Origin of the sequence: Kribbella turkmenica (genome assembly GCF_004348725.1) — a bacterium.
Classification (GTDB): Bacteria; Actinomycetota; Actinomycetes; order Propionibacteriales; family Kribbellaceae; genus Kribbella; species Kribbella turkmenica.
The window spans coordinates 12,142-27,688 of the sequence record NZ_SMKR01000100.1; the positions used below are offsets into that span (position 1 = coordinate 12,142).

General features: G+C 70.9%; 16 protein-coding genes. 3 read left to right on the forward strand and 13 right to left on the reverse strand.

Going from position 1 to position 15,547, the window contains the following annotated elements:
- Positions 1 to 34 precede the first annotated feature (34 nt).
- The gene (locus tag E1218_RS22125) at positions 35 to 865 is read left to right on the forward strand and encodes an LLM class F420-dependent oxidoreductase (protein WP_132323137.1); all 831 of its coding nucleotides are present in this window, start codon (positions 35 to 37) and stop codon (positions 863 to 865) included.
- A gap of 126 nt (positions 866 to 991) precedes the next feature.
- Entirely contained in the window at positions 992 to 1,687 is a 696-nt protein-coding gene (locus tag E1218_RS22130) for a DUF4386 family protein (RefSeq protein ID WP_132323139.1), read from the forward strand.
- Here E1218_RS22130 and E1218_RS22135 read toward each other — a convergent pair.
- On the reverse strand, positions 1,684 to 2,097 hold the full coding sequence (locus E1218_RS22135) for a cupin domain-containing protein (RefSeq protein WP_132323141.1): 414 nt from the start codon (positions 2,095 to 2,097) through the stop codon (positions 1,684 to 1,686). The genes E1218_RS22130 and E1218_RS22135 overlap by 4 nt on opposite strands.
- 19 nt (positions 2,098 to 2,116) lie before the next feature.
- On the opposite strand from E1218_RS22135, the gene E1218_RS22140 reads away from it, so the two are divergent.
- The gene (locus tag E1218_RS22140) at positions 2,117 to 2,725 is read left to right on the forward strand and encodes an HIT family protein (RefSeq protein ID WP_132323143.1); all 609 of its coding nucleotides are present in this window, start codon (positions 2,117 to 2,119) and stop codon (positions 2,723 to 2,725) included.
- Positions 2,726 to 2,790: 65 nt separating this feature from the next.
- Here E1218_RS22140 and E1218_RS22145 read toward each other — a convergent pair whose 3' ends face one another.
- The 12 genes from E1218_RS22145 to E1218_RS22200 all read right to left on the reverse strand — a co-directional run.
- A complete protein-coding gene (locus E1218_RS22145; RefSeq protein WP_132323145.1) occupies positions 2,791 to 3,441 on the reverse strand; it encodes an NUDIX domain-containing protein in 651 nt (216 codons plus the stop codon).
- Complete coding sequence (locus tag E1218_RS22150) at positions 3,438 to 5,162, reverse strand: CTP synthase (RefSeq protein ID WP_132323147.1); 1,725 nt, start codon at positions 5,160 to 5,162, stop codon at positions 3,438 to 3,440. The genes E1218_RS22145 and E1218_RS22150 overlap by 4 nt, the downstream gene beginning before the upstream one ends.
- 21 nt (positions 5,163 to 5,183) lie before the next feature.
- Positions 5,184 to 6,209 (reverse strand): glycosyltransferase family 4 protein, encoded by a 1,026-nt coding sequence (locus E1218_RS22155; protein WP_132323149.1) that lies wholly within the window; start codon positions 6,207 to 6,209, stop codon positions 5,184 to 5,186.
- Complete coding sequence (murJ, locus tag E1218_RS22160; protein ID WP_233712377.1) at positions 6,206 to 7,849, reverse strand: murein biosynthesis integral membrane protein MurJ; 1,644 nt, start codon at positions 7,847 to 7,849, stop codon at positions 6,206 to 6,208. Before murJ ends, E1218_RS22155 begins: the two co-directional genes overlap by 4 nt.
- On the reverse strand, positions 7,846 to 8,658 hold the full coding sequence (locus tag E1218_RS22165) for a hypothetical protein (protein ID WP_132323151.1): 813 nt from the start codon (positions 8,656 to 8,658) through the stop codon (positions 7,846 to 7,848). Before E1218_RS22165 ends, murJ begins: the two co-directional genes overlap by 4 nt.
- Before the next feature lies 1 nt (position 8,659).
- The gene (locus E1218_RS22170; protein WP_132323153.1) at positions 8,660 to 9,607 is read right to left on the reverse strand and encodes a copper transporter; all 948 of its coding nucleotides are present in this window, start codon (positions 9,605 to 9,607) and stop codon (positions 8,660 to 8,662) included.
- On the reverse strand, positions 9,604 to 10,785 hold the full coding sequence (gene steA / locus E1218_RS22175; RefSeq protein ID WP_132323155.1) for a putative cytokinetic ring protein SteA: 1,182 nt from the start codon (positions 10,783 to 10,785) through the stop codon (positions 9,604 to 9,606). The genes E1218_RS22170 and steA overlap by 4 nt, the downstream gene beginning before the upstream one ends.
- A gap of 97 nt (positions 10,786 to 10,882) precedes the next feature.
- On the reverse strand, positions 10,883 to 12,613 hold the full coding sequence (gene recN / locus E1218_RS22180; protein ID WP_132323157.1) for a DNA repair protein RecN: 1,731 nt from the start codon (positions 12,611 to 12,613) through the stop codon (positions 10,883 to 10,885).
- A gap of 3 nt (positions 12,614 to 12,616) precedes the next feature.
- A complete protein-coding gene (locus E1218_RS22185) occupies positions 12,617 to 13,564 on the reverse strand; it encodes an NAD kinase (RefSeq protein ID WP_132323159.1) in 948 nt (315 codons plus the stop codon).
- Positions 13,565 to 13,573: 9 nt separating this feature from the next.
- The gene (locus E1218_RS22190) at positions 13,574 to 14,389 is read right to left on the reverse strand and encodes a TlyA family RNA methyltransferase (RefSeq protein WP_132323161.1); all 816 of its coding nucleotides are present in this window, start codon (positions 14,387 to 14,389) and stop codon (positions 13,574 to 13,576) included.
- Entirely contained in the window at positions 14,390 to 14,968 is a 579-nt protein-coding gene (locus tag E1218_RS22195; RefSeq protein ID WP_132323163.1) for a hypothetical protein, read from the reverse strand.
- Position 14,969: 1 nt separating this feature from the next.
- On the reverse strand, positions 14,970 to 15,547 hold a 578-nt coding region (locus E1218_RS22200), incomplete at its 5' end, for a hypothetical protein (protein WP_233712378.1).

Sequence of the window (15,547 nt, forward strand, 5' to 3'; positions counted from 1 at the left end):
GCAGCCTGAGAACGGTTCGACGAGAGGAGTACGCGTGGCGGTGGAACTTGGACGCTTCGGGGTCTGGCACGGGCCGCAGCACTGGGGACCGGAACTGGCGGCCGGGCTGGAGCGGGCCGGCTACGGCGCACTCTGGCTGGGCGCCTCCCCGGACGCCTGCCTGCGCGACGCGGAGGTGTTGCTGGCATCAACGAAGTCCGTTGCCGTCGGCACCAGCATCGTGAACATGTGGAAGTCGCCGGCGGCCGACGTGGCGGCGTCGTACCACCGGCTGGAGGAGGAGCACCCGGGCCGGTTCCTGCTCGGAGTCGGCATCGGTCACCCGGAACGCACCGGCGAGTACACGTCGCCGTACGCGACGATCGTCGGCTACCTGGACGAGCTCGACGACGCCAAGGTGCCGGCCGACCGGCGGGCGCTGGCGGCGCTCGGCCCGAAGGTGCTGCAGGTCGCCGGGAGCCGGACGGCGGGCGCGCTGCCTTACCTGACGACACCGGAGCACACCCGCGAGGCGCGTCGTACCCTCGGCGGCGGTGTGTTGCTCGCTCCGGAGCAGAAGGTGGTGCTCGAGACCGACGTCGAGATCGCCCGGACGACGGGTCGCGACTACCTGGCGTCGTACCTGCGGCTGAGCAACTACCGGTCGAACCTGAAGCGGCTCGGCTTCACCGAGAACGACCTCGACGACGGCGGCAGCGACAAGCTGCTCGACGCGCTCGTGCTGCACGGCTCGGCGGTGGAGATCGCCGAGGGGCTGAACGCCCACCTGGAGGCCGGCGCGGACCACGTCGCGGTCCAGCAGCTCGGCCGCGAAGGGATTGACCTGCTGCCCGGGTACGAGGCGCTGGCAACCGTTCTCCAGTAGGTCGTGACGGGTCCGTCCGGCGGGGCGCCTGTTCGCCGGACGGACCCTCTTGACGACCGGCGGCAGCGGAGGAACATCAGCAGTAGACGCACCATTTCGCGGTGCGCGCACTGGAGGTGTTTCCCCATGACCGAGCGACACGAGTTGCGTTGGGGCGGCTTAGCCGGGCTGGCCTTCGTCGTCCTGGCACTCCTGGGCAGGTTCCTGCCCGGCAACCCACCGACGGTCGACGAGTCGGCCACCGCGATCACGGCCTGGCTGACCGACAACCGCGCCATGATCCTGACCAGCGCACTGATGTGGGCCGCGGCGGCCGGGTTGGTGATCTGGTTCGCGTCGGCGTTCGCCGAGGCGATGCGGGAGCGGGACGAGCGCACCGACGTCCACCTGGCCCTGCTGGCCGGCTCGGTGCTGGTGGGTGGTGCGATCTTCGTGAACGCCGCCCTGACCGCGGCGACCGCCTACGGTATCGACGGCCGCGACGCCGGGCTGACCACGATGCTGTACGAGGCGACCGCGGTGATGACGACGATGATCGGGTTCGCCGCCACCCTGCCGCTGGCCGCGGCCGGGATCGGCGTACTGCGCACCCGGATGATGCCGAACTGGCTCGGCTACCTGGCGCTGCTGGCCGCCGTGGTGTCGTTCGCCGGTGCCTTCGGCGTGTTCGCCACCTCGGGCGCGTGGGTCGCCGGCGGCTTCCTGATGACCGGCATCCCGTTGCTGGTGTCGGCGGTCTGGATCGCCTGTGCCGGCGGGTACATGATCCGTGAGCACCTGCCGGAGGTGACCGCGGGCGAGGGCGTCGTTCCGCAGATTTAGCGCATGCTGAAGTCGGCGAAGTCGAACCCCGGGGAGACGATGCACGACACCAGTACCGGCTGATCCGCGGCCGGCCTCGCCGACTGCCACGCACCCGCGGGTACGACAACCTGCGGGTGCTGGCCCGCGGCCACGTCCGGCCCCAGCGTCACCGACTCGTCGCCGTACTCGAGGGTGAGTGGCCCGCCGGAGTGCCACAGCCACACCTCGGCCGAGCGCACCCGATGCGAGCGGGACTCCTCCCCCGGCGCGAGCAGGAAGTAGATCGCGGTCGCGCTGGCCCGCGTCCCGTCGTACCCCTCGGGCGCGATCTCGACGTCCGACCGCCAGGTCTCGCGATACCAGCCCCCTTCGGGGTGCGGTTCCAGCTCCAGCAGCTCGGCCAACTCCGGCTTGTCCATGACGTCCATTGTCGGCAGAGTGCGGCGCATGAGTGAGCTTCCGTCGGAGTATCACCGCAGACTGCCGTACGGCGAACGCGTGTCGCCCGAGCCGTTGATCGGTCGGCCGTTCTTCCCGTTCGAAGGGGATGTCCAGGTGGTCCCGCTGGACGAGCCGATCCTGCCCGAACCGCCCCGCCGCGGCGAGCCGGGCGGAGAGCCGTGTACGACATGTGCCGAGCCGGAGCGGATGGTGATCTGGCGGGACGACCAGTGGCTCCTCAAGGCCGGGCTCGCTCCCAGCGGTCTGCCGATGGTTGCGATCCTCGAGCCCCGCGAGCACTACCGCCTCGACAACCTGCCGCCCGAGCTCACCAGGACCCTCGGCCCGATGATCCAGCGCGTCGCCGGCGCCATCCGCGCGATCGACGGCGTGGCACGGACGCACTTCAATCGGTGGGGTGACGGGGGCGAGCACTTCCACCTGTGGTTCCTCGCGCGTCCGCTCGGGATGATGCAACTCCGCGGTGCCATGATCGCCGCCTGGGACGACATGTTGCCCAGGATCCCCCACGACGAGTTCGTCGCCAACGCCCGCCTGGTCGCCGGCAAGCTGGCCGAGGACGGCGGCGAACCCGTCGGCGTGGCGCTGCCCTGACAGCCACGGCTTTCCGGAGACGAATGAGCACCTGGTGGCAGCCGGGTTCCGGAAGGCGGCGGAGATCAGCGGTCCTTGGCGGGCCAGGGGGAGTCGGCAGGGCGCAGCTGGTCGAAGCCGGGGCCGTTCAGTGCGGTCCAGGCGGCCAGCGCGCCCATCACCAGGATCGGGTTGTGCAGGTGGCCGGCGAGAACGGCGCCGGCGACGTCCACCAGCGGAGCCCACACGGTTTCCATGTCGGCCTCCTCGTGCAGCCGGTCGTAGGCCTCGTCGGCCGGGGACAGGTCGCGGGCCAGGAAGATGCGGACCGCCTCGTCGGTGAGCCCCGGCGAGGTGAACGCGTCGACCAGGACGCGCCAGTCGGCCGCCTTGGTGCCGGTCTCTTCCCAGAGCTCACGTTCGCCGCCCAGGCGGTACTGCTCCCCTTCGACGTCGAGCAGTCCGGCCGGCGGCTCGAGCAGGCGGTAGCCGACCGGGTGCCGGTACTGCCGGACCAGGAGCATCCGGTTCGCCGCGTCCAGCGCGACCACTCCGACCGCACCCGGATGTACGACGACGTCGCGGACGAATCCGTCGCGCCCCGGTGGCTCGATGTGGTCACGCCGTACCGAGATCACCCGGCCGGTCTCGTGCACCACCTCGGAGGAGGACACCGGCCACCGCTCCGGTACGTCGGCCAGACCGGCACCGAACCGCAGCTCGGGGTGATCCTTCATCGAGTCTTGACCGCTTCGGCCTTGGGCTTCGCGGCGGACTTCTTCGCCGCCGCCGGCTCCTCGACCGGCAACCGTGACTCGCGCTGGCGGATGAGCGCGGCCGCGATCAGGCCGGAGAACAGCGGGTGCGGCTTGGTCGGCCGGGACCGCAGCTCCGGATGGGCCTGGGTGGCAACGAAGTACGGGTGCTGTGCCTTGTCGAGCTCGATGAACTCGACCAGCTCGTTGTCCGGCGACAGCCCGCTGAACACCAGGCCGGCCGTCTCCAGCTTGTCGCGGTAGGCGTTGTTCACCTCGTAGCGGTGCCGGTGGCGCTCCTGCACCGACGGGGCGCCGTACAGCTCGCGCACGATCGAGCCGTCGGCCAGGTTCGCCGGGTAGAGGCCGAGGCGCATGGTGCCGCCGAGGTCCCCGGAGCCGGACACGATGTGCTTCTGCTCCTCCATCGTCGCGATCACCGGCTGCTCCGCGTCCGGGTCGAACTCGCTGGAGTTCGCGTCGTCCAGGCCGGCCAGGTCGCGGGCGACCTCGATCACCATGCACTGCAGGCCGAGGCACAGCCCGAGGATCGGGATGCCCTGCTCGCGGGCGAACCGGATCGCGCCGATCTTGCCCTCGATCCCGCGGATTCCGAACCCGCCCGGGATGCAGACCGCGTCCACGTCCCCGAGCAGCCGCGCGGCCGCCTCGGGGGTCGCGCACTCGTCGGACGCGATCCAGCGCAGGTTCACCTTGGCGTCGTTGTCGAACCCGCCGGCCCGCAGCGCCTCCGCGACGGACAGGTACGCGTCCGGCAGGTCGATGTACTTGCCGACCAGCGCGACCGTGACCTGGTCCTTCGGGTGGTGCACGACCCGCAGCAACTCGTCCCAGCGGGTCCAGTCGACGTCGCGGAACGGCAGGTTCAGCCGGCGGACGACGTACGCGTCCAGGCCTTCGGTGTGCAGGACCTTGGGGATGTCGTAGATGCTCGGCGAGTCGACGGCCGCGACCACGGCCTCCACGTCGACGTCGCACATCAGCGAGATCTTCCGCTTCACGCCGTCCGGGATCGGCCGGTCGGCCCGGCAGACCACGGCGTCCGGGGCGATACCGATCGAGCGCAGCGCGGCGACCGAGTGCTGGGTCGGCTTGGTCTTCAGCTCGCCGCTCGGGGCGAGGTACGGGACCAGCGAGATGTGCAGGAAGAAGACGTTGTCCCGGCCGACGTCGTGCCGGACCTGGCGGGCCGCCTCCAGGAACGGCAGCGACTCGATGTCGCCGACCGTGCCGCCGATCTCGTGCAGGACGACGTCGACGTCGGGGCCGGCCATCGCCAGCATCCGTTCCTTGATCTCGTTGGTGATGTGCGGGATCACCTGGACGGTGTCGCCCAGGTACTCGCCGCGGCGCTCCTTGGCGATCACGCTCGAGTAGATCTGCCCGGTGGTCACGTTGGCGACCGCCGACAGGTCGCGGTCGAGGAACCGCTCGTAGTGGCCGATGTCCAGGTCGGTCTCGGCGCCGTCGTTGGTGACGAACACCTCGCCGTGCTGGAACGGGTTCATGGTGCCGGGATCCACGTTGAGGTACGGATCCAGCTTCTGCATGGTGACCCGGATGCCCCGTGCCGTCAGCAGACTGCCGAGGCTGGACGCTGTCAGCCCCTTGCCGAGACTGGATGCCACGCCACCGGTGACGAATACGTGCTTGGTCTGCTGGGAGTTCGAAGCCCTGTCCACGGGCCTTCAGCCTACCTCTTGTCAAGCGGTGGTCGCGACGAGACCCGCGTAGATGTCGAGCAGATTCTTCGCCACCGCGTCCTCGTCCGGCCATCTGGCGGCCAGCTCGCGTCCGCGCGTCCGCATAGCGTTCGCCGTCTCGGGCTCCGCGAGCACCCCCCTTACGCCGTCGGCCAGCCCGTCGGCGTCTCCCGGGAACGCCAGTACGGCGCTGTCCCCCACCAGCTCGGGGACGCCGCCGACCGCCGTGGCGACCACGGGAACGCCGACCTGCAGCGCCTCCTGGATGACCAGAGCCCGAGCCTCCCAGTGGGAGGTGAGCAGGAACACGTCGGCCGCCCCCAAGAGGTCCGCGACGTCGTTGCGGTGACCGAGCAGGCGCACCGGGAGGTGTCCCGCGTCGATCCGCGCCTGGAGGTTGTCCCGCAGCGGGCCGTCGCCGACGACGGCGAAGACCACGTCGGGGTTGGACTCGCGCACCGACGCCGCCACGGACAGTAGCGTCGGATAGTCCTTCTGCGGAGCCAGCCGGCCCACGGTCAGCACGAGCGCCTCCTCGTCGAGACCGAGCGACTGACGGACCTCATGGCGCGGTGAGCGGGCCTGAGGCACCGCTGGAGCCGCTACGGGAGCTAGCCGGGCCTGCCGGGCACCGAGGCTCTTCGCGAGGTCTACGAGGTCGCTGGAGGCGCCCAGGGTCAGGTCCGCTCCCCTGGCCACCATTCGCTGTCCGAGCCTCATCACGAGCCCTCGCGGCCCGGGAGCGATCACCGCGTTGTGCCAGCTGACCACTAGCGGCCGGAGACGCGACCTGTCCCGAAGAGCGGTCATTGCGGCGCGGTAGCCGTGGGCATGCACCACGTCGACCCCACGCAACGCACTCGCCTGCGTGACAACAGTCGCGTCGGCGAAGTCGAAGTGCTCGGCCGTACCGGGCGGTGCGCACACCACCACCTCGTGTCCGGCGTTCAGGAACCGCGGCACCAGGGAGGCGACGTGCTGCCCGATCCCGCCCCTCGACTCCGCGAGCAGCAGGCCGATCCTCATGGCGTCTCCTCCACGGTGTTGGGCACCCCTCGACGCAATAGTGCGCGAGCATCCCCGCGATCCAGTGCCACCACGACTGCGGCGTACACGACAACAACGGCCAGCCCGGACAACACCGAGAACACGACCGCACTACCGACTCCGGCGTCACCGGCGGGCAGCGACACTGCCCAGCCCGCGGCACCGGCCAGCACTGCGCCGGCCAATGCAGCAAGCGTGGCACGAGGAAGACCGGCCAGCACACCTGGACCGGCCTCTTTGCGCAGCACCAGCAGCAGGACGAGCGCGCCGAGAACCATCCCGACGGACATCGCCGCCGCCAACGCCGGCACGGCATCCCACTCGGCGGTCAGCACGACCCCCGCGACCGCGACCAGCACCCAGGCCGCCGAGGTCACCACTGCGACCTGACGGCCCGCGTGCCGCGCGTACAGCACCCGGCCCACATGCATCAGAACCGCGAACCCGAGAGCGGCGGGCGCGAACGCGAACAGCGCATCGGCCAAAGAGGTCGCTCTCGGCTCCTGCACCGCGCCGTCGTCGTACGCGAAGGTCCGGGCGACCGGGACCGCCGTACCCACCAGCAGCGCGGCGCCGGCACCGCCGGCCACCATGACTGCCCGGGTCGACGCGGCCGCGTAGAAGTCGAACCGCTCACCTGACTCGTACGCCGCCGCGAGCCGCGGAAACACTGCGGTGGTGATCGGCACGGCGAGTACTGCGTACGGCAGCAGGTAGACGGCGTTGGCCCAGGTGTAGACCGCGATGCTGCCTGCAACGCCTCTGTGGTTGGCCAGATAGGTCGTGACCACGAAGGTGAGTTGCTGAGCGATCAGTACGGCGAGACCGGCCAGCGCGAGCCTGCGCAGTACCGGACCGACACCAGGGTCGAGTCGGAGCGTGAGCTTGATCGGCAAACGCAGGACCAGCATCGGGATGAGCACGGTGAGCGCGAGCGCGGCCACACCGGCCGTCGTACCCCAGGCCAGCAGGTCGGCCGCCCCACGCGACGCCACGTCGGCCTCGGGCGCCGAAGCGGCGAAGGCGAGATAGGTGGCCACGACAACGAGACTGGAGATCAGTGGCGCCAGCGCACCGGCCGCGAACCGCTTGTGCGACTGCAGTACGGCGGCGGCGATCACTGCGAGCGCGTAGCCGAACACCTGCGGCACGAAGATCGCCAGCATGCGGGTCGCGGTCGCCGCCGAACCGCTGCACTCCGGCCCCGGATCCAGCATCGCGTCGGTGTAGGTGGACGCGAGAATCCAGGTCAGCAGGGCGAACGGCGCCAGCAGCACGAACGACCAGGTGAGCAGCGCACCGATGATGCGTCCCTGTGCGGCCCGGTCATCGCGGGCCACCGGGCCGGCCAGCACCGGGATGACCGCGCCCGCCAGCGCCCCGCCGGCGACGACCTCGAAGAGGATGTTCGGCAACTGGTTCGCGGTCGCGTACGCCTCGGCGAGACAACCGGCACCGACGGTCTTCGAGAAGACCAGCCACCGGCCGAAGCCGACGACCCGGGCCAGCACGGTGACCACGGCAACGATCAACGCGGCCTGCGCGATGCGTGCGCCGGTGCCTGAGCCGCCACCCCCGGCGCCGGCCGGGCGCTGCGCGCCCGGGCCGTCCGTACTCACCTCGGCCTACGGCCCCACTGGTCGATCTTGTCCAGCACCGGCGTCCCCGCGATCACCTTGGTGAAGCTGACCTTCTCGCTGGCCAGGTTCAACGCCACGACCGCGCCCAGCGCCAGCACCTTCAACGGACGCGGCAGCGAGGCGGCGAGCGCCGTACCGGTGATCGCGCCCAGGCCGTTCGCACCGCAGTCACCCAGCATCGATCGCTCGCCCAGGTCGGACGGCGCGGCGGCCGCGGCCGCACCGGCCACCGCGCCGGCCGGGCCGTTGACGACCGCGAGCGGCGCGTTGACCGCGGTGACCGCCTTCAGCGCGCGTCCCGGGCGCAGGTCGAGCAGATTGGTCAGGTTCGCCGTCCCGGCGATCAAGGCGCCGTCGGCAACGATCCCGGCGATCGCCCGCACCCCGGACGACTTCCGCGGCAGCATCGCGGCGGCCACCAGGCCGGCGGCACCGACACCGAGGATCTTCACCGCACCGCTGGTCACCTCGCCGCGCCGCAACGCGGTCAGGTGACCCCGGAAGCCCTTGGCCTGCGTCGTTCCGCGCAGGTCGTCGTAGGCACCGACCGCACCGGACACCGACCCCGCGAGCAGCGCGGCCGCCTTCACCCTGCCCGGAGTCCTCGGCGAGGCCGCGACCCCGGCGAGTGCACCGAGCACCGTGACCGGGCCCTCGAGCAGGGTCACCGGCTCGCCGCGGTGGTTGGTCCGCTCGAACGGCTCGCGGTTCTCCTTGGGCAGTTTCGCCGCGCCGCGTTCGAGCGCGGCGGTGGCGGCTGCCGCGACGGCAGCGCTCAGAATTCCCACGTCAGTTGTCCTTCGTCTGTACGTCCGACGGCGCTACGCCGTTCTTCGCGTCGACCGCACCGTACTGCCCCGCCTTGCCGCCCGCCTGCTCCGCCAGCGAGAAGACGACCGTCGCCTGCCCGGCGGGGATGTCGGCCACGTCCACCGAGGAAACGATCTTGGCGGCGTCGGAGTCACTCCGCAAAGCCTTGAGCAGGCCGCCGTTCTCCGCCGTCACCGGCGTACCGGCCACCACCGCGCCGGCGCTGCCCTGGTCCAGGCCCTCGGCGAAGTCCACCGCGTCGTTGTACGTCGAGTTGTCCGGCACCGGCGTCGGCGGCTTCGCGGCTACCACGACGACCAGGCTGGCCCGGTCCTTGATCTGCGACGGCTTCAGCGACAGCAGCTTGGACCCGGTCAGGCCGCTGAGAATCTTGGTCGACTCGGGGTCGGCGGCCTTGCCCTCCTCCTTGGCCGCGAGCCCGCGGGCCAGGATCAGGCCGGCCCGCTGGTACGTCGTACTGTCCGCGGGAATCTGGATGTCGGCGTTGATGAGCTCGTTGACCAACTGCTCGACCAGCTGGCGCTGACCGGCGTCGAACAGCTTGCTGTCCAGCGCGACGCGCGTGGTGACCTGGCCACCGGCCGTCTCCAGCTCCTCGGTCAGCTGGTTCGCCAGGTCGCCGTCGGCGTTCGGCATGGTGACGAGGACGATCTTCTTGCCGGCCAGCTTGCCGTCGGTCAGGCCGGCGGTGACCTTGGCGACGTAGTCGTCGCGGTACTTGTCCAGCGCCTTCGCCTCGTCCAGCTTGGCCCGGGCGTCGGCGAGCTGCTGCCGGTCGCGCTCGGCCTGGCTGGCGACCAGCTCGCTGCCAGTGCCCTTCAGCGGGCCGGCTCCCAGCACCACACCGGCGCCCAGAGCGAAGAAGATCGCCACGATCGAGACGATGTGGTAGCGAAAGTCGATCACGTGAACAGCTCCCGGATCCAGTAGACGAAGTCGCTCCAGCGCGCCCGCAGGATCGACCACAGCACGTCGTCGGCGCCGATGGCGACCAACGCCATGCCCAGCGCGAACAGGCCGGCCACGGCCAGCGCGACCACCTGGAGAGTGGACACCCGGCTGCGGTACAGCCGGCCGACACCCTTGGCGTCCACCAGCTTGGCACCGACGCGCAACCTGGTGATGAAGGTGCTCGCCATCCCGGCGCGCCCCTTGTCGAGAAACTCGACCAGCGAGTTGTGGGTGCCGACCGCGACGATCAGTGAGGCACCCTTGGAGTCGGCCAGCAGCATCGCGACGTCCTCGCTGGTGCCGGCGGCCGGGAACTCGATCGACTCGACCCCGAGCCGCTCCAGCCGTTCCGAGCCGGGCGCGCGGCCGTCGCGGTACGCGTGCACGACCACCTCGGCGCCGCTCTTCAGCGTCTCGTCCTTGACCGAGTCCATGTCGCCGACGATCAGGTCCGGGACGTAGCCGTTCTCCACCAGCGCGTCCGCGCCGCCGTCGACCCCGATCAGCACCGGCCGGTACTCGCGGATGTACGACCGCAGCGCGACCAGGTCCTCGCGGTAGTCGTACCCGCGGACCACGATCAGGACGTGCTTGCCGTCCATCGGCGTGTGGATGTCCGGTACGCCGACGCCGTCGAGCAGCAGGTCGCGCTCGCGCCGCAGGTACTCCAGCGTGTTCGCCGTGAACGACTCCAGCTGGGTGGACAGCCCGGACCGGGCCTCGTCCATCAGCTCCGCGACCGTCCCGCTGTCCTGCGAGACGCCCTTGGCGACGACCTCCTCGCCGCGGTAAAGGCAGCCCTCGTGCAGCCGGACCCGCTCGCCCTCGTGCAGGATCGAGAACACCTCGCGGCCGACGCCGTCGACCAGCGGGATGCCCGCCTCGACGAGGATCTCCGGTCCGAGGTTCGGGTAGCGGCCGCTGATCGAGTCGGCCACGTTCACCACGGCGGCGACCCGGCAGTCGACCAGCGCCTCGGCGCTCACCCGGTCCAGGTCGACGTGGTCGATGACCGCGATCTCGCCCGGTTTCAAACGTTTGGTGAGATTCTTGGTACGTCGATCCAGCCGGACCACTCCGGCGATCCCGGGCAGTTCAGTAGGTCGTGCTCTCCGCAGGCTGGGCAGTTTCATCGCGCTCTCATCCTGCCATGTCAAGAGCCCCCTCCCGCTCCATTTACCCAGGCGGGCCCTCGTTCACGCTTCGAAATAACGGTGACTGTGCGTCAAATCATCCTTTGGAACGAGCCTTCCTGCGTGGTTTGCGGCGCTCGGCGGCAAGTGCGAGCAGTTCCTCGGCGTGGGCCTGGGCGGCGTCGGAGTTCTCCAGGCCGGCCATCATCCGGGACAGTTCCTTCAGCCGCGCGTCCTCGTCGAGCGCGACCAGACCGCTGGTGGTGACCGAACCGTCGTCACTCTTCAGCACGACCGCATGACGGTCCGCGAACGCGGCCACCTGCGGCAGGTGCGTCACCACGATCACCTGGGTCTTCTCGGCCAGCCGGGCCAGCCGTTTGCCGACCTCGACCGCGGCCCGGCCGCCGATCCCGGCGTCGATCTCGTCGAACACCAGCGTCGGCACCGGGTGCGTGTCGGACAGGATCACCTCGAGCGCGAGCATCACGCGGGAGAGCTCACCACCCGACGCCGCCTTCTGCAGCGGCCTGGCCGGGCTTCCCGGGTTCGCCGCGAAGCAGAACTCGATCTCGTCGATCCCGTACGGACCCGCTGTGGTCTCGTGCACCTCGATCGACAGCTTCGCGTGCGGCATCGCCAGGCCGGTCAGCTCGTCCGAGACTGCGACGCCCAGCCGCCCGGCCGCCTCGATGCGGGCCGTGCGGACCTGCTGACCGAGGTCGGCGAGCTTCGCGTCCAGCTCTGTCAGTTCAGCGGTCAGGTGCTCGACCCGCTCGTCGCTCCCGTCCAGCTCCGCCAGGCGGGTCGCTGATCGCGTGGCCCAGTCGAGGACCTCGTCCACCGTGCCCTGCTCGCCGCCGTACTTGCGGACCAGGCTGGTCAGCAGCGCGCGCCGTTCACTCACGACCGCCAGCCGGGCCGGGTCCGTGTCGACGTCGGCGGCGTACGACGACAGCTCCTGGGCCAGGTCGGCCGCGAGGTACCCGAGTTCGCCGGCTCGATCAGCCAGCTCGGCCAGCTTGGGATCGTGCTCGCGCTCCGCGTCGAGCACCTGCTTCGCCAGGGCCAGCAGCCCGAGGACGTCGCTGGGCCGGGTGGAATCCAGGTCCTCCGAGGCCAACGCGTCGGCCGCGGACGTGGCCGCGGTCCGGAGACCGTCGGCGTAGGCGAGCCGGTCCTCCTCGGCCGCCAGCTCGGTGTCCTCGCCCGGGAGCGGCTCGGCCTTCGCGACCTCGTCCAGGCCGAAGCGCAGCAGGTCCGCCTCGGCGAGGCGATCACGCTGGCGCGTCGTCAGCTCAGCGAGCTCCGCCTCGACCTCGCGGTGGCGCTTGTAGGCGGCGGCGTACTCCTGCAGTGGCCCGAGGACCGGCTTGCCGGCGAAGGTGTCGAGGGTCTCGCGCTGCCGCGACGGCTGAAGCAGTCGCCACTGCTCGGCCTGCCCGTGAATCGCGACCAGGTCACCGGACACCTCGCCCAGCACCGACACCGGCACGGACGCGCCGCCGAGGAACGCCCGCGAGCGGCCCTCGGCGGAGAGCTCGCGCGCGATCAGCAACTCGTCGTCGTCCAGCTCGCCGCCGCGGTCCTCGGCCTGCTGCACGATCGCCTTCGGTACGGCGCTGGCCCGGCCCTCGACCCGGGCCCGGCGCGTCCCGTGCCGCACCAGGCCGCTGTCCGCGCGGCCGCCGAGCAGCATGTTCACCCCGGTGACGACCATCGTCTTGCCGGCCCCGGTCTCGCCGGTGACCGCGGTGAACCCGGGATCGAGGTCCAGGGTGGCGTCCTCGATCACGCCCAGCCCGGTGATGCGGATCTCCGAGAGCATGTTCTAGGTCTCCTGTTGTCCGTTGCCTTGGGAGTTGCCGTTGCGTTTGCGCTCGGCGGCGCCGCGCCAGCCGAGCACGGGAAGGTCGAACTTCGCCACCAGCCGGTCGGTGAACGGCGCCTCGTGCGCCCGCGCCAGCCGGACCGGCCGCGTGCCGCGGCGTACCTGGATCTCCGCGCCCGGCGGCACCTCGACCATCCGCCGGCCGTCACACCACAGCACGCCGCGGCCGTGCCACGACGGCACCAGCTCGATCGACAGCTGCGACGTCGGCGCCACCACGATCGGCCGGGAGAACAGCGCGTGCGCGCTCAGCGGCACCATCAGGATCGCCTCGACCTCCGGCCAGACGATCGGCCCTCCGGCGGAGAACGAGTACGCCGTACTGCCGGTCGGCGTGGCCACCACGACCCCGTCGCAGCCCCACCGCGACAGCGGCCGGTCGTCCACCTCGACCATCACCTCGAGCATCCGCTCGCGGGCGGCCTTCTCGACACTCGCCTCGTTCAGCGCCCAGGTGTCGAAGAGCAGCTCGCCGGCCAGCCGGACGTCGACCGCGAGCGTCATCCGCTCCTCGACCGTGTAGCTGCGGTCGACCACCACCTGGACGATCCGCTCCAGGTCGTCCACCTCGGCCTCGGCCAGGAACCCGACGTGGCCGAGGTTGACCCCGAGCACCGGCGTCCCGTGCGGGCGGGCCAGCTCGGCACCGCGCAGGATCGAGCCGTCGCCGCCGAGCACCATGATCAGCTCGACGTCCAGGGCCGCCTTCTCGTGGTCGTCGACGAGCTCCGCGGGGTCGAGCTTCAGCGCCTCGGCCTCGTCCGCGAGCAGCCGGACCAGCAGACCGGCGCCGGTCAGCAGCCGGTGCGCGTCCCGCGCCACCTCGACCGCCTGCTCCCGCCCGGTGTGCGTCACCAGCAGCACGCGCCGCGGCTCGTGCTCAACCACGCTGCCTCCTCAGTGCGGACCGCTTCGGATCGCGGTCTGGAGCATCGTCTCATCGAGAGGCGGTGCTGATCGGCGTATCCACAGGAAGTATTCGACATTTCCTGACGGACCAGGCAACGGGCTGGCGGCAACCCCCTCGGTTCCCCAGTCCAGCTCCTGGGCCTTGGCCGCGACTCCGCGGACCGCGTCGGCGCGCAACTCGGGATCGCGGACGACGCCGCCCTTGCCGAGCCGCTCCTTGCCGACCTCGAACTGCGGTTTCACCATCAGCAGCAGGTCACCCTCGGGTTTCACCACCCCGGTGAGCGCGGGCAGGACGAGCGTGAGCGAGATGAAGCTCAGGTCGGAGACGACGAGATCAACCGGTTCACCACCGATGTCCGCCAGGGTCAGCGTGCGGACGTTGGTCCGGTCCATCACGGTGACGCGTTCGTCGGTCTGCAACGACCACACCAGCTGCCCGTAGCCGACGTCGACCGCGATCACGTGCGCGGCGTCGTTGCGCAGCAGTACGTCGGTGAAACCGCCGGTGGACGCGCCCGCGTCGAGCGCCCGGCGTCCCTTGACCGGGAGGGCGGGAAAGGCCTCGAGGGCGCCGATCAGTTTGTGCGCGCCACGGCTCGCGTACCCGGGATCGTCGGCGCCGGAGGTGTCGACGACGATCGCCGCATCCAGCCCGACGCCGGTGGCAGGCTTCGTGGCGACGGTGCCGGCGACCTTCACCTTGCCGGCGGCGATCAGGTCGCTCGCGTGCTCACGGGACCTGGCCAGGCCCCGTCGTACCAGCTCGGCGTCGAGCCGCGACCGCTTGACTCCCTTGGCCACTCAGACCGTCTGGTTCCGGTCACCCGGCTCGGCGTCCGCCTCCACCAGAGCGCTCTGCAACCGCTCGTGCAGGTCGGCGTACACATCCGCGTGCTCCCCGACCGGCCGGTCCCGCAACTCCCCCAGCCGCCCCATCGTCTCCTCGACCAGCGGATGCGCCCGCTCGTCCCCATCCGCCGCAGCGTCCGGAGCGCCGTCCTCCGCCGAGTACTCCGCCACCGCTTCGCCGGCCGGCTCCGGGCCGGCTTCACCGGCGCTCGCGGGCTCGGCGTGTTCCGGCACCGCGGACTCCGCGGCGAAGGAGTGCTCGTGCTCCTCGCCCGGCGCCCGCGCGAACTCCGGCCCGAACTCCACCGCCGCCGGATCAACATGCCCACCCGGCTCCTCCAGGGACGCCTCGAAGGCGGCGTCGGTGTCCCCGTCGGGCGGACCGGCCTCGCCGTACGAGAAGTTCTGTGGGGACGGCTCGGCGTCGTAGTCGGGGGTCTCGGGATCGTCCTCCGACGGATAGGGATCGAAGCCCGGCTCCACGTCGGGGTCGACGTCCGGTGGAAACTGCTCCCCAGGGTGCTCGGTCACGTCAGGCCTTCTTCGCCGTCTTCTTCGCCGCAACCTTCTTCGCGGCGATCTTCTTCGCCGGCGCCTTCTTCGCCGCCTTCTTGGACGCGGCCTTCTTCGCGGCCGCCTTCTTCGCCGCACCCGGCGCGGCCTCCGCGAGCACGTCACCGGCCGGCTCGACCGGCGGCGCGGGCACCGGCGGCGCGGCCGCGGCGGCGCGCGCCTCGGCCAGCTCGCTCTCCAGATTCTGGACCCGGCGGGTCAGCGCGGCGACCTCCTCGGAGCGGACGAATCCGAGTCGCGCGACCGCGCCCTCGACCTCGTTCGTCACGATCGCCTGCAGCAGCTGCCGGTTGCTCTTGCTGGTGGCAACGATCTCGTCGGCCAGGTCGCTCACCTTGGTGCTCAGCCCGGTCGTCAGCTTGTCGGCGCCGGTCTGCTGGAGCAAGGCCTTCGCCGCCGCCTCGGCCCGCTGCTTGGTCACCTCGGTCAGCCCGTTCGCCAGTTGTACGTAGCCGCGCAGTGCGTCCATCACCATGACTGCCTCCTCGCCTCGTTCCAGCAACGGTATCGCCTCATCCCCGCAATACCACCCACCCC